This window comes from Brevundimonas sp. GW821-FHT02A10 (assembly GCF_059422025.1).
On the sequence record NZ_JBWKWC010000001.1, the window covers coordinates 683835 to 697266 of the forward strand.

The window sequence follows — 13432 nt, forward strand, 5'->3', positions numbered from 1 at the left end:
CGCCCTGCCGGAAGAGCCGAACGTCGAACTGGCTCTGAAAGACGCCCGCGAACAGGTGATGGCGGAGACCGGGACCATCCCGACCGGCGAGCGCGCCGGGTCGAAGAAGGTCTATGTCTCGGGCGAGCTCTTCCCCGACATCCGCGTCCCCTTCCGCGAGGTCGCCGTCCACCCGAGCGCCAATGAGCCGCCGGTGACGATCTACGATTCCTCCGGCCCCTACACCGACCCGACCGTCACCATCGACATCAAGCGCGGCCTGCCGCTGGTGAAGACCTCCTGGCAGCTGGACCGCGGCGACATCGCCCCCGTCCTCGAGCCCCGCGAGGTCAAGCCCGAGGACAACGGCCACGCCTCCGGCCGCCACCTCGCCCCGCGCTTCGACGTCTCGAACCACAAGGTGTTCAAGGGCGTCGAGGGTCGCCCGGTCACCCAGTACGAATATGCGAAGGCCGGGATCATCACGCCCGAGATGGAATATGTCGCCATCCGCGAGAACCTGCGCCGCGAGCAGAACGCCCCCTGCATCCGCGACGGCGAGGACTTCGGCGCCTCGATCCCCGACTTCGTCACGCCTGAGTTCGTGCGTCAGGAAATCGCCCGCGGCCGGGCCATCATCCCGCACAACATCAACCACCCCGAGGTCGAGCCGATGATCATCGGCCGCAACTTCCTGGTGAAGATCAACGCCAACATCGGCAACTCGGCGGTCCTCAGCTCCGTCGATGACGAGGTCGACAAACTGGTCTGGGCCACCCGTTGGGGCGCCGACAACGTCATGGACCTGTCGACCGGCCGCAACATCCATAACATCCGCGACTGGATCATCCGCAACTCGTCGGTGCCCATCGGCACGGTGCCCATCTATCAGGCGCTGGAGAAGGTCAACGGCATCGCCGAGGACCTGACCTGGGAGGTCTATCGCGACACCCTGATCGAGCAGTGCGAACAGGGCGTCGATTATTTCACCATCCACGCCGGCGTCCGCCTGCCCTTCATCCCGATGACCGCCAAACGCGTCACCGGCATCGTCTCGCGCGGCGGCTCGATCATGGCCAAGTGGTGCCTGAGCCACCACAAGGAGAGCTTCCTCTACGAGCATTTCGAAGAGATCTGCGACATCATGCGGGCCTACGACGTGTCGTTCAGCCTCGGCGACGGCCTGCGTCCCGGCTCGATCGCCGACGCCAATGACGAGGCCCAGTTCGCCGAACTGCGCACCCTGGGCGAGCTGACCAAGATCGCCTGGGCCAGGGGCTGTCAGGTGATGATCGAGGGCCCCGGCCACGTGCCGATGCACAAGATCAAGGCCAATATGGATGAGCAGCTCAAACACTGCCACGAGGCGCCCTTCTACACCTTGGGCCCGCTGACCACCGACATCGCCCCCGGCTATGACCACATCACCTCGGCCATCGGCGCGGCCATGATCGGCTGGTTCGGCACGGCCATGCTCTGCTACGTCACGCCCAAGGAACACCTCGGCCTGCCCGACCGTCAGGACGTCAAGGACGGGGTCATCACCTACAAGATCGCCGCCCACGCCGCCGACCTCGCCAAGGGCCACCCGGCCGCCCGGATGCACGACGACGCCCTGTCACGCGCCCGGTTCGAGTTCCGCTGGGAAGACCAGTTCAACCTCGGCCTCGACCCCGAGACGGCGAGGAAATACCACGACGAGACCCTCCCGAAAGAAGCCCACAAGACCGCCCACTTCTGCTCCATGTGCGGCCCGAAATTCTGCTCGATGAAGATCAGCCAGGACATCCGCCGGGACGCGGCGGCGCAGAATGATGCAGGGGCGAGCCTGGTCGAGGCGGAAGCCGGGATGGCGGAGATGTCGGCCAAGTTCCGCGCCGGGGGCGGGGTGGTGGAGGTGAAGGTGTGAGGGAGGCTGGACAAAATCGTCAGATCAGCTTTGTTACTCGGGAGAGTTGAAGACAGGGCAGAGATGAACTTTTCAGACGCAAAAGACGCCATCAGAACGGGCTTTTTGGAAGCCGGATTTGCTTTGGACTCAGAAGACGCCGAATCGTTGAACTTTGCTCACGAATCTTCGCCAAATCCGATACAAATTTCCAAAGGCCTCATATCCGATTACGCCAGCATCGGAGACATCCTAGGTTCCTATACAGCATCTCCAGAATTCCCAGAGTTAACATCAATAGGGTATAGAGAAGTTAGGGTCGGGAATACAGATGGAGGCTTATTTTATACGAGCGATCCGAATTTCACATTCGGAGATAAATCGTCTGGAGATCCCTACGTCGAAATCGGCAATGCCACGACAATTTTTTGGGCGTCGTTTCTCTTTTCAAAGCCTCTAGTCGACTATTACCTAGGTCGGTTTTCCAGAAACAAAAGATTTGATCTGCATCGCTACCTTTCGAATATCCAAACTGCCCGGGTTGGAAATCTTGGGTTGATGTCTGACGATAAGCTCAAAGAAGAAACGAACAACATTATTGATTCTTCCTTTTTTGACTTATCCTATGACAAAGGCCTAGCACTTTCCAGAATAAACAGATGGCCACAGTCATCTTTGGCAATTTCTACCGGAATTGAGGAAGATGATGACGACGATGATACGGATGTATCGTACCCAAGCCTCCCTCCGAAATACAATATAGACCTAACTAGGTTCTACAGAAGGGGAATTAGCTACGACCCTTATATACAATTTCTATCGTTTTATCACGTGGCAGAACACTATTTCTTGGAAATTTCTGACAAGAATTTGTACAAGAGAATGCAGTCCATACTAAACGATAGGAAATTCAAACCCACAAAACCCGACCTCGATCGGCTGATACAGGCGGTATCAGATCATAAGGCGGAGTCCAGGGAAGAAGAAATGTTAAAGGGGGTTCTTTCGGAATATTTGGATGAGAACGAGCTGATTGCAGAAATAGCAAGAATTGAGAAATATCAAAAAGAAAAAATTTACACGTCTAAATCCACTTGTTTTGGATATGATCTGGAAAAAATGACTTTGCAGAAGTCGCACGTCTTCGGGCCTTTGGCCAAAAGAATAAAGACCATAAGGAACGCGCTTGTTCATTCCTCTGATCGTCACGAAAGAAAAGCAAAATATGTTCCGGGCGAAGAGGCCAATATAATTTTGAGGCGCGAAATACCGCTTATGCAATATATAGCGGAAAAGATCATCATAGGCGATTCTGAAGCCAGATCTACGTGATCTAGTCCACACCGCAGCTGAGCTCGGGCTGGGTCACAAAACCCGGAGATCGCGGGATACAGGATATCGCTTCTGAGCCACACATGCCGCACGACGATCCCGCAATGTGCAAGGAGGGCAGAAGCTTTCATCGCGGGAGATGATGCGAACCCGACCCGCCCAGCCATCGCAATCCGCCTCCCCAATCCCAATGATTTCCCGGGTTTCCGCCTTTCTCACCCGCCTCAACCCAGCACGCCCGAAACCGCGCCTATAATGCTCGCGTCCTGTCGTCAGGGGGCTCGCTCGGCCGGCGATCCGAAGCGGCGGCGGGAACGGAGGGAGTGGGCGCGCCCCGGGGGCGGAGACGCCGAAGGGGACGCGAAGTCGAGCCGGTGCGAGTCCGGCAGGCTCAGGGGCGGGGAGGAGTACCCGTACCGGTCCGGCAGGAGGTCGTCGCCTCCGCCGCCCACGGCGCGCAGACGGGGCGTTCGTTAAGAGCGAAGCCAGGCCCTCGGCGCAGTCGAAAACCGTCCGTGCGGAGCGAAGTGCCTTTGCCGAAACACACATAACCCCACGGTCCCGGGCGAAGGCCCGTCGCTCCGCCAAGGCCCCCGAACTTCAGCGCAGGCGCGCGTGAGGGTGACTTTCTGTGCCTTCTCCCCTTGCGGGAGAAGGTGGCGCGCGGAGCGCGACGGATGAGGGGTCATGCAGGCCTGTCGTGTTGGGAAGGATTGAAGGCGTGGAGCGTCAGACGTCGGCACGACCCCTCATCCGCCCCTCCGGGGCACCTTCTCCCGCAAGGGGAGAAGGAAACGGAGTTCCATGCTACCCTCCAGCCCATGAGCAACGTCTTCGACCGCGAAGCCCGATCCCGGGCCCGGGGCGCGGTCCCCGGCCACAAACGCCCCTCGACCGGCGCGCATCACGTCGCGAAGGCCTCGGCCGGAGCCGGGGCGGTGGGCGCGGGCGCCGTCGGGACCCTCGGGCTGGGATCGCTGGCCATAGGGGCCATGGCGATCGGAGCCTTGGCCATCGGCGCCCTCGCCATCGGCCGGCTGTCGGTCAAACGCGGACGGTTCGCGCGGCTGCATATCGGCGAGCTGACCGTCGACCGCCTGCGCCTCGGCCGCATCGAACCTCTGGACCACGACTGAACGCATGAGTTTCAACGGCTTCGCCGCCGCCGACCTGGCCTTTCTGACCGGTCTGGCGGCCAACAACGACCGCGACTGGTTCACCGCCCATCGCGCCGCCTATGACGAGGGGCTCAAGCCCGGGCTGGCGGCCCTGATCGAGGATCTCAATCCGCTGCTGGCGGCGCGCGGCCTGCCCCTGCGCGGTGATGCGAAGAAGAGCCAGTTCCGCATTCACCGCGACGTGCGCTTCTCCAACGACAAACGTCCGTACAAGGTCCATGTCGCCGCCACCGTCAGCCGCACCGGCCCCGACGGCGAGTGGCGCAAGATGTCGCCGGGCATGGTCTATATCCATATCGAGCCCGAGGGCGGCTCGCGGGCGCCGGTGCTGGACTTCGATCCCGACACCATCGACCCGCTGGATCCGTCCACCCTGCCCTCGGCGCGCGGGATCACGGCGGAGGCGAAACCGGCGACCGACGAAAACGACTACTCCGGCTCAGGCCCCTTCGTCGCCGCCGGCTTCTGGCTGTCGGAACGGCCCAATATCGACGCGGTCCGCCGCGCCATGGTCGCCAATCCGGCCGCGTACTTCGCGATGGTCGAGGCGCTGGACAAGGCGGGCCTCGAGCTCGCGCCCGGCGATCCGGTCAAGAAGATGCCGAGGGATTTCGCCGACCAGTCCGGCGGCCCGCTCGACCCCGCCCTGAAGCGGACCCGCTGGATCGTCCGCCGCCGGCTGACCGGCGCCGAGATCGGCTCGGACCGCCTGCCCGGGGTCCTCGCCGCCTTCGCCGCCGACGCCCGACCGTTGCTGGAGTTCGGCTGGAAGGCGCTCGGGAATGCGGCGACATGACCCGCAGTTGTGATTGGCCGATCGCCCGCAACCGGCCTAGTTTGGGCCGTCGCAACGGAGAGGTCCCATGCTGCCCCTGATGCTGATGCTGGTCGCCGATCCCCTGACGCCGGCTCCGGTCGCGCCCGCCGCCCCAGGCGTCCGTATCATCGACGCCGAGGGGACGATGCGCGCGGTGAACCAGACCGTCGACGCCGCCCGGGCGCAGTGCCGCAACGGCCAGTTTCAGCAGGCCGCAAACCCGGCCGCCCTCCAGCGCGGGGCCCGCGTCGGCGCCGGCGACCTGATGTTCCGTCAGGGCGATCCGGTGCAGATGACCCTCTTGCTGGAGCGCCGCATCGGCCAGTGCTCCGTGCCCATCTCCTACGACGTGGCTGCGCCCGAAGGCCGCCTGCCCAGCTTCCCGGCGCGGCCGCAGTAGTCAGATCAGGGCCGCGACGACGGCCTCGATCCGTTTACGGATATCCGGCACGGCGATGGTCTCCCAGAAGGCCGCCCGCGCCGGAGGCCCCAGAACGAACAACGACGGATCCGGCGTCCCGTCGGCACGCAGCACCCGCCCCGAGGCGTCGAGCTCAAGCCCGAGCCGCAACGGATCCATCCGCGCCCGGCCGCTCTCGATCAGGGGGCTGGTCAGCGGATCGGTCGCCGCCGAATGGGCCGGGCCGGTGCAGTCGATCATCCAGCCAGCGGTGAGGGGCGCCGCCTCCCCTCCCCCACGAGGAGACCAGTGAACCGTAACCGCGTCCTCGCCGCTCTCGACCTGGTCCAGCCGTCCGGCGACAACGGCCAGCCGCCCCTGAGCCTTCAGCGCATCGAGCGCATGTCCGATCCGGGCCGCGATCCGGTGGCGATGCACGTCCCACCAGGGCCGCAGATGGCGAACCATCCGGGCGCGCTGGTCAGCCGTTGCGGCGATCCAGAGATCGGCCGTAATCGGACGATAGGCCTCCATCACGCAGCGCCAGCACCCCTGACGCGCGAGCTCGCGCACTGCCTTCAGCCTCCGGGACAGCGGCCCCGACAGAGCCTCGGGCGGCAAGGGCGTCGGCGTGTCGGGAAACAGATTATGCGGCCGGGGCATCAGTCCCCGCCGCGACAGGGCCGTCGCCTTGCCGGTCCAGCCGCGTGCGACCAGCCCCTGCACCATATCGACCATGGTCAGCCCCGTGCCGACGATGATGACGTCGTCCGCAAGGCCGATCCGGTCCAGCGCCCCCGGCGCCCACGGATCGCCGATGACGCGCTCGCCCCTGCCCTCGCCCGCATTGGGCGCCGGATTGCCCGTGCACAGGACGACCGTATCCGCCTCGACGGTCGCCCCATCCGACAGGGTCAGACCGGAAAGCGTCACGGTGGCGGCCTGCGCCACGCGGCGCTCGATCATCCCCGGATGTGCGGCCTCGATGGCGGTCAACCGGGCGCGGACATAGTCGCCATAGACCTTGCGCGGGGCGAAGTCGGAAGGGTCCGCCAGCTCGGGCCGGTTCGCCCTCAGCCAGTCGACGAAGTCGTCGGGCCTGCCCTCGACAGCCGTCATCCGGTTGGACCGGACATTGAGCAGATGCCCCTCGAACGGCGTCGAATAGGCGACGCCGAGACCGACCTCGGGCGCGGCGTTGATCAGGACGCAGGACAGGCCGCTTTCAGCCAGACGGGCAGCCAGCATGGCGCCGGAAAACCCGCCGCCGACGATCGCGATCCGCTTCACAGACTCAGTCACGACCGCTCCGGCTCATGCCCCGGTTCTGGACCGGGTCGCCTGCGGCGTCAAACCGCAGGCCCCGGCTCAAGGTCTAGATTTCCTGATTGTAGTCGGTGACGCCGTGGGCGGCGAGGCGCGGCTTCATCTCCTGACGGAACAGATCCCGCATGTCGTCGGCCGAGCGCATGCTCTCGACCACTACAACCATCTCCGGCTTGTTCGACGACGCACGGATCAGGACCCAGGAGCCGTCTTCCAGATGGACGCGGGCGCCGTTGACGGTGATCACCTCGACGATCTTGCGGCCCAGGATCGAACCGCCGGCGGCGAACAGGGCCTCGTATTCGGCGACCAGCTTTTCGAGCACCTGGTATTTGGTCTCGTCCGAGCAATGCGGCGACATCGTCAGCGAGGTCCAGGCGTCCGGCAGGGCCGTCTTCAGCTCCGACAGGCTCTTGCCCGGGTTGCGATCCAGCATGGCCAGAACGGCGCCGGCCGCGACGATGCCGTCGTCATAGCCGTGGCCCAACGGGCCCGAGAGGAAGAAGTGGCCCGACTTCTCGAACCCGGCCAGCGCCCCCAGTTCGGCGGTCTTGCGCTTGATGTAGGAATGGCCCGTCTTCCAGTAGACGGTCGTGGCGCCGTTGGCCTTGAGAACCTCGTCGGTCTTGTAGAGGCCGGTCGACTTCACATCGACGACGAAGGTCGCGTCCTTGTGAATCGCCGACAGGTCGCGGGCCAGCATCAGGCCGATCTTGTCGGCGAAGATCTCTTCGCCCGTATTGTCGACCACGCCGCAGCGGTCGCCATCGCCGTCGAAGCCGAGAGCGAGGTCGGCGCCCGTCTCCTTCACCTTCTCGGCCATCTGGACGAGCATGGCATGGTCTTCCGGGTTCGGATTGTATTTGGGGAAGGTGTAGTCGAGGGCGGTGTCCATCTCGATCACCTCGCAGCCCATCAGGCGCAAGGCCTCGGGCGCGAAGACGCCGGCGGTGCCGTTGCCGCAGGCGCAGACGACCTTCAGCGGACGGGTCAGCTTCGTCTTGGCGGCGACGTCGGCGATATATTGCTCGCGGAAGCCCTCGACCCGTTCCAGGCGGCCGCCGGGACGCGAGACGCCCTGCCCTTCCAGCACCAGGGTCTTGAGCCGGCCCATTTCATCCGGGCCGAAGGTCAGGGGCGGCTGGGCGCCCATCTTGACCCCGGTCCAGCCGTTCTCGTTGTGCGAGGCGGTGACCATGGCGACGCAGGGGGCGTTCAGGGCGAACTGGCCATAGTAAGCCATCGGCGACAGCGCCAGGCCGATGTCCAGCACCTCCATCCCGCCGTCCAGCAGACCCAGGATCAGGGCCTGTTTGACGCTGAGCGAATAGGAGCGGAAGTCGTGCCCCACGACGATGCGCGGCTGCACCCCGATCTCGTGAACATAGGTCGCGAGAGCCAGGCCCAAAGCCTGGATGCCCAGCAGGTTGATCTCTTTTTCCAGGATCCAGCGCGCATCGTATTCGCGGAACCCGGTCGGCTTCACCAAGGGGATCGTTTCATAGTCGGCCGTGTTCGGAACCAGATCCTGGCGGGGCTTCAACATGCGGGTTTCCAACGGAAAAGGGAGATCAAGGCCAGACCAGAGCAAGCGCCGTCATGGCCGCCGCGATCACTGCGGCCAGGGCGAAGAAGACGCGATCTGACATAGGCCGAGCTATAACGAGAGGCTGAGCCGGGAACAACCGGTCGAGGGCCCGGCGTATCACGGTTCATCATTCCGTCACGGTCGCGGCTTGACCCCTGAGGGGTCGCGTCCTAGGCCGAGGGTCCAGAAAATTCCCAACCGCGCGACCGGCTCCCTACCGGTGTGACGCCGGAGCCGCCCATGCCCCGTCTGATCCTTCTTCGTCACGGCCAGAGCCAGTGGAACCTCGAGAACCGCTTCACCGGCTGGGTCGACGTCGACCTGACGGCGGAGGGCGAGGCCCAGGCGCGTCGCGGCGGCGAACTGATCGCCGAGGCCGGCTTCAAACCCGCGGTGATGTTCACTTCTGTCCTGACCCGGGCGAAACGCACGGGCGCCCTGGCGCTTCAATCGGCAGGTTTGAAAGACGTCCCGACCATTGAGGACTGGCGGCTGAACGAGCGTCACTACGGCGGCCTCACGGGCCTCGACAAGGCCGAGACGGCGAAGCTGCACGGCGAGGACCAGGTCAAGGTCTGGCGCCGCAGCTATGACGTGCCGCCCCCCCCGCTGCCCCCCGGCGGCGAATGGGACTTCACCGCCGATCCTCGCTACGCCGGCCAGGACATTCCAGACACCGAGAGCCTCAAGACCACGCTGGATCGCGTCCTGCCCTATTGGGACAGCGCCATCGCCCCGCGTCTGAAGGCCGGCGAGGATGTGCTGATCGCCGCCCACGGCAACTCGCTGCGGGCCATCGTCAAACACCTGTTCGACGTACCGGACGACAAGATCGTCGGTGTCGAGATTCCGACCGGCAATCCGCTGGAGATCGATCTGGACGCCGACCTGAAGCCGGTCTCGGCGCGTTACCTGGACGCGGGACGGGCCGAAAGCCTGCCGGCCATCGCGTGAGCACGTCGGAAACCGACGACGCCCGTTTCATGGCCCGTGCCATTGAACTGGCCATGGGACGGATGGGCGAGACCTGGCCGAACCCGGCGGTCGGCTGCGTCATCGTCAAGGACGGGCGCGTGCTGTCAGAAGCCGCCACGGCGCCCGGCGGTCGCCCCCATGCCGAAGAACAGGCCGTGCCCGCCGCCGGGCCGGACGTCGCCGGATCGACCGCCTATGTGACCCTTGAGCCCTGCGGCGCACGCTCATCCGGCCGCCAGTCCTGCGCCCACTATCTGGCCGAGGCCGGCGTGGCGCGCGTGGTCGTGGCCTGCCTGGACCCCTCGCCCTTCGCGTCCGGCCGGGGAACGGAACGGCTGCGTCAGGCCGGACTGATCGTCGAGACCGGCCTGATGTGCGACGAGGGCAAGGTCCTGTGCGAGGGCTTCCTGCACCGGCTGGAGACCGGCCGCCCGATGGTCCGCATCAGTGAGGACGGCCAGGGCTTCGACGCCCGTTTCGTCGCCTCGCCGCGCGCCGATCTGGTGACCGAGCTCAAGCGACTGGGCGAAGCCGGATACACCCGCCTGTGGACGGGACCGGGCGAGCTCGCCGACGCCCTCGCCGAACAGGGCCTGCTGACCTCCTGAGGCTCCGTCTTGACTGATCAGCGTTCAGGTTTTTGTGCGCCTTCGGACAGTATCGGTCCCGGCGAAACCCCCGTTTTCTCAAGGCTTCCTTAAGCGGGCGAGCGGATATTGGGCGCCATGGGAGCCCTGTCCGAGGACCAACTTCGCAAGCGGATCAGCCAGCAAGAGCTGAACGTCATCTGCGCCCGACACGACCGCCTGTGGCAGGCGCGGCCGGGCGGCGCGCGCGCGGTTTTCGCCTGGATGGATCTGTCGGGCCTCGACCTCAGCGGCCGCAACCTCACCGACGCCGACTTCTCCGCCGCCGAGATGCGCGGCTGCGATCTCACCGGCTGCAAGCTCGACAACGCCACCTTCTTCGGCAGCGACATGCAGGAAGCCATTCTGGTCGACGCCAGCCTGAGGCGCGCGGACCTGCGCGGCGCCTGCCTGCGCGGCGCGGACCTGTCGGGCGCCGACCTGTTCGAGGCCGATCTGCGCGAAGGCACCCTGGCCACCGCCAACGCCAAGGACGGTTTCCGCATCGTCGAGCCAAAGCGCAACCAGACCCAAGCCCAGGGCGCCTGTCTGGCCGGCGCCAATCTGCAGCGGTCGCGCCTGTCGGGCGTCGCGGCCCAGTCGGCGGACTTCTCCGACGCCATCATGAAGGACTGCAAGCTGGTCCGGGCCAATCTGAAGTCGGCCAATTTCCGCGGCGCGGATCTGGCCGGCGCCGACCTGTCGGGCGCGGACCTCACCGGCGCCGACCTGCGCGACGCGGTTCTCGTGGGCATCACCGCCACCATGTGGCGCGCCGACGGCGCCAATATGGAGGGCGCCCTGACCGACAAGGCCTCGGCCGGCGCTCCCGTCGCCAAAATGCCCGCCGCCGACATGCTGCATGAACACGCGATCTGGTGCGAAAGCGGCGGCGCCAAGGGTCAACCCTCGGTGTTCGACGGTGTCGACCTGCGCGGTCTGGGCTCGATCACCGGCCTGAACCTGACGGCCCTGTCGGCCAAGGGCGGTGTCTTCTACGGCCTCGACATGGAGGGGGTTCAGCTCCAGGGCGCCCAGCTCCAGGGCGCCGATCTGCGCTCGACCAAGCTACGGCGCGCGGACCTGCGCGGGGCCCGGCTGACGGGCGCGCGTCTGGGCGGGGCGGATCTGCGCGAGGCCCAGTTGGGGCCGCTGATGCTGGGGCCCGACCGTCTGCTGCCCGCCGACCTCACCGGCGCCTCGCTGCGCGGCGCCGACCTTTCGGGCGCCGACCTGCGCCGCGCCATCCTGTGCGACGCCGATCTCAGCCGGGCCAGCCTGCACGGCGCCCACGCCAGGCTCGCCGATTTCACCGGCGCGACCCTGATCGGGACACGCGGCTACGATCCCAAGGACCACGCCGCATGACCGTGGCCCGCCGCAAACTGCCCCAGGGCGATCTGGACGTGCTGATGGCCGCCCACGCCCGCTTCGTCGAGGGCAAGGCCAACGGCCGACGGCTGTCGCTGAAATTCATGGACCTGAACGGGCTGGACCTGCGTGGCCGCCTGCTGGACGACGCCGACTTCACCGGCGCCTCGCTGGAAAACGCGAAGCTCAAGGGCGCGCGGATGGAACGGGCCATCCTGTTCGGCTGCGACCTGCGCGGCGCCGATCTGTCCGACACCGTCCTGATCCGCGCCGACATCCGCGGCGTCTGCCTTCAGGGCGCCAGTCTGGAAAACGCCGACCTGACCCAGGCCGACTTCCGCGAGGGCGTCATCGCCGTCCCGCACGCGACGCAGGGCCTGTCCGAGGTCAAGCACGAGAAGCGCACCGGCCTGGCCGACGGAGCCAGCTTCGCCGGGGCCACCCTGGACGGCTCGCGCTTCGACGGGGTCAGCGCCCACAAGGCCGACTTCACCGACTGTTCGATGCGCGGCGCCGTCCTGACCCGCGCCAATCTGAAGGACGCCGACCTGTCCGGCGCCATGCTGGAGAACGCCCAGGTCTCGGGCGCCAACCTCGCCGGCGCACGACTGATCGGCGCCGACCTGTCGGGCGTCAAGATGGAAGGCGCCCGGCTGGACAAGACCGATCTGTCCGGAACCCTGAGAACCCCGACGGCGGCGGCGGTCGAACGGGCCGAGACCCTGATGTCCCTGGCGCTGGACGCAAACGCCTGGGCCGAGAGCGGTGGGGTGCTGGGCACGCCTGCGGTGTTCGACGGCGAGGATTTGCGCGCCCTCGGCACGCGGCTGAACTCGCTCAAGCTGCCTGCCCTGAGCGCAAGGGGCGCCTGTATGGTCGGGATGGATCTGAAGGGAATCGCGCTTCAGGGCGCCAATCTTGAAAAGGCCGATCTGCGCGGCGCAGACCTGTCCGGTGCGGATCTGCGCGGCGCGCGTCTGGTCGGGGCCCTGCTCAACAAGGCCAATCTGACCGGCGCCCAGTTGAGCCCGCTGCCGATGGGCGGCGGCCGCTCCCTGCCCTCGACCCTGGCCGACAGTCGCCTGCGCTACGCCTGTGTGCGAAACGCCGATCTGAACCGCGCCTGTATGGACCGCGTCGACCTTTCGGGCGCCGATCTGCGCGGTGCGGTCCTGACCGGGGTCACTTTCAAGGACGCCCGGGTGGATCACTCCAACGGCATCGCATCCGTCGAGGCCGCCTGACCTCACAGCAAAAAGGGCGACGCAACGCGCCGCCCTTTCCGCTCTTTGACTAACGGCCTGTCGCTTACGCGGCGGCGGCTTCGCCTTCGATCAGCGGGGTTTTGGCCGTGCCGATCTCGATGCGGCGGGGCTTGAGGGCCTCGGGCAGTTCGCGCTTCAGGCTGATGGCGAGCAGGCCGTTGTCCAGGTTGGCGTCGGTCACGACGACATAGTCGGCCAGCTGGAAGCGGCGCTCGAAGTCGCGCTCGGCCAGGCCGCGGTGCAGATAGGTCTTCTGCGGCGCCGTATCGTCATTGGCGGTCTTGCGGCCGGTGACGGTCAGCAGGTTTTCCTTGACCTCGATGTTCAGCTCTTCCGGCTTGAAGCCGGCGACGGCGATCTCGACGCGGTATTCGTTCTCGGCAGTCGTCTCGATGTTGTAGGGCGGCCAGCCGGCGGCTTCGCTGGTGCGCGCGGCGCTTTCCAGCTGACGGGCCAGACGGTCGAAGCCGACGGCCGAACGATAGAGGGGGGTGAAGTCGATGGTACGCATGTCGATCTCCTGATGATCAGCAAGACTGAACCTTCCCGCGTTTTGCCCGGGAAGGCGGTGGGTGGTCAGGTCCGCGGTCCCTGTCGGGCCCCGAGGGTCTGAGAAGGCCCGGTGATCGGCGCCTTCGGTTACCGATGTGGGATGCGGTTTCGGACGCGCAAGGGGGACGGATTTCC

General features: G+C 65.8%; 12 protein-coding genes. 9 read left to right on the plus strand and 3 right to left on the minus strand.

The annotated features are described in order from the left end of the window. Window positions 1–58: 58 nt before the first annotated feature. The 5 genes from thiC (at window position 59) to AC07U0_RS03050 (ending at window position 5594) form a co-directional block, all read left to right on the plus strand. Window positions 59–1888 (plus strand): phosphomethylpyrimidine synthase ThiC, encoded by a 1830-nt coding sequence (gene thiC, locus AC07U0_RS03030; RefSeq protein WP_494719179.1) that lies wholly within the window; start codon window positions 59–61, stop codon window positions 1886–1888. A gap of 63 nt (window positions 1889–1951) precedes the next feature. Further along, entirely contained in the window at window positions 1952–3199 is a 1248-nt protein-coding gene (locus tag AC07U0_RS03035) for a hypothetical protein (RefSeq protein WP_494718548.1), read from the plus strand. An 821-nt stretch (window positions 3200–4020) separates the two neighbouring features. Further along, window positions 4021–4335: a hypothetical protein gene (locus tag AC07U0_RS03040; RefSeq protein WP_494718549.1), complete on the plus strand. Its 315-nt coding sequence runs from the start codon at window positions 4021–4023 to the stop codon at window positions 4333–4335. A gap of 4 nt (window positions 4336–4339) precedes the next feature. Beyond that, window positions 4340–5173 carry a DUF2461 domain-containing protein gene (locus tag AC07U0_RS03045; RefSeq protein ID WP_494718550.1) on the plus strand — a complete coding sequence of 278 codons (834 nt, stop codon included), beginning with the start codon at window positions 4340–4342 and terminating at the stop codon, window positions 5171–5173. A gap of 67 nt (window positions 5174–5240) precedes the next feature. Then, window positions 5241–5594, plus strand: coding sequence for a hypothetical protein (locus AC07U0_RS03050; RefSeq protein ID WP_494718551.1), 354 nt, complete (start codon window positions 5241–5243; stop codon window positions 5592–5594). Here AC07U0_RS03050 and AC07U0_RS03055 read toward each other — a convergent pair whose 3' ends face one another. Both AC07U0_RS03055 and AC07U0_RS03060 read right to left on the minus strand, forming a co-directional pair. Then, window positions 5595–6896 carry an FAD/NAD(P)-binding protein gene (locus AC07U0_RS03055; RefSeq protein WP_494718552.1) on the minus strand — a complete coding sequence of 434 codons (1302 nt, stop codon included), beginning with the start codon at window positions 6894–6896 and terminating at the stop codon, window positions 5595–5597. It lies immediately after the preceding gene. Between the two features lie 73 nt (window positions 6897–6969). Continuing rightward, on the minus strand, window positions 6970–8466 hold the full coding sequence (locus AC07U0_RS03060) for a phosphomannomutase/phosphoglucomutase (protein ID WP_494718553.1): 1497 nt from the start codon (window positions 8464–8466) through the stop codon (window positions 6970–6972). A 282-nt stretch (window positions 8467–8748) separates the two neighbouring features. Between AC07U0_RS03060 and gpmA the strand changes: the two genes are divergently transcribed. From gpmA to AC07U0_RS03080, 4 genes are all read left to right on the plus strand, one after another. Beyond that, window positions 8749–9462, plus strand: coding sequence for a 2,3-diphosphoglycerate-dependent phosphoglycerate mutase (gene gpmA / locus AC07U0_RS03065; RefSeq protein ID WP_494718554.1), 714 nt, complete (start codon window positions 8749–8751; stop codon window positions 9460–9462). After that, a complete protein-coding gene (locus tag AC07U0_RS03070; RefSeq protein ID WP_494718555.1) occupies window positions 9459–10091 on the plus strand; it encodes a bifunctional diaminohydroxyphosphoribosylaminopyrimidine deaminase/5-amino-6-(5-phosphoribosylamino)uracil reductase RibD in 633 nt (210 codons plus the stop codon). Before gpmA ends, AC07U0_RS03070 begins: the two co-directional genes overlap by 4 nt. A 117-nt stretch (window positions 10092–10208) precedes the next feature. Further along, window positions 10209–11477, plus strand: a complete 1269-nt coding sequence (locus AC07U0_RS03075) for a pentapeptide repeat-containing protein (RefSeq protein WP_494718556.1) — start codon at window positions 10209–10211, stop codon at window positions 11475–11477. After that, window positions 11474–12724 (plus strand): pentapeptide repeat-containing protein, encoded by a 1251-nt coding sequence (locus tag AC07U0_RS03080; RefSeq protein WP_494718557.1) that lies wholly within the window; start codon window positions 11474–11476, stop codon window positions 12722–12724. The genes AC07U0_RS03075 and AC07U0_RS03080 overlap by 4 nt, the downstream gene beginning before the upstream one ends. Before the next feature lie 64 nt (window positions 12725–12788). On the opposite strand, the gene AC07U0_RS03085 is transcribed toward AC07U0_RS03080, so the two are convergent. Further along, window positions 12789–13256, minus strand: coding sequence for an Hsp20 family protein (locus AC07U0_RS03085; protein WP_494718558.1), 468 nt, complete (start codon window positions 13254–13256; stop codon window positions 12789–12791). Between the last annotated feature and the right edge of the window lie 176 nt (window positions 13257–13432).

Excerpts from the sequence above, each read along its gene's own strand:
- AC07U0_RS03050 (WP_494718551.1), top strand. The coding sequence starts at position 5,241 with ATGCTGCCCCTGATGCTGATGCTGGTCGCCGATCCCCTGACGCCGGCT.
- AC07U0_RS03060 (WP_494718553.1), bottom strand. The coding sequence starts at position 8,466 with ATGTTGAAGCCCCGCCAGGATCTGGTTCCGAACACGGCCGACTATGAA.
- AC07U0_RS03035 (WP_494718548.1), top strand. The coding sequence starts at position 1,952 with ATGAACTTTTCAGACGCAAAAGACGCCATCAGAACGGGCTTTTTGGAA.
- AC07U0_RS03085 (WP_494718558.1), bottom strand. The coding sequence starts at position 13,256 with ATGCGTACCATCGACTTCACCCCCCTCTATCGTTCGGCCGTCGGCTTC.
- AC07U0_RS03045 (WP_494718550.1), top strand. The coding sequence starts at position 4,340 with ATGAGTTTCAACGGCTTCGCCGCCGCCGACCTGGCCTTTCTGACCGGT.
- AC07U0_RS03075 (WP_494718556.1), top strand. The coding sequence starts at position 10,209 with ATGGGAGCCCTGTCCGAGGACCAACTTCGCAAGCGGATCAGCCAGCAA.
- gpmA (WP_494718554.1), top strand. The coding sequence starts at position 8,749 with ATGCCCCGTCTGATCCTTCTTCGTCACGGCCAGAGCCAGTGGAACCTC.
- AC07U0_RS03040 (WP_494718549.1), top strand. The coding sequence starts at position 4,021 with ATGAGCAACGTCTTCGACCGCGAAGCCCGATCCCGGGCCCGGGGCGCG.
- AC07U0_RS03080 (WP_494718557.1), top strand. The coding sequence starts at position 11,474 with ATGACCGTGGCCCGCCGCAAACTGCCCCAGGGCGATCTGGACGTGCTG.
- thiC (WP_494719179.1), top strand. The coding sequence starts at position 59 with ATGGCGGAGACCGGGACCATCCCGACCGGCGAGCGCGCCGGGTCGAAG.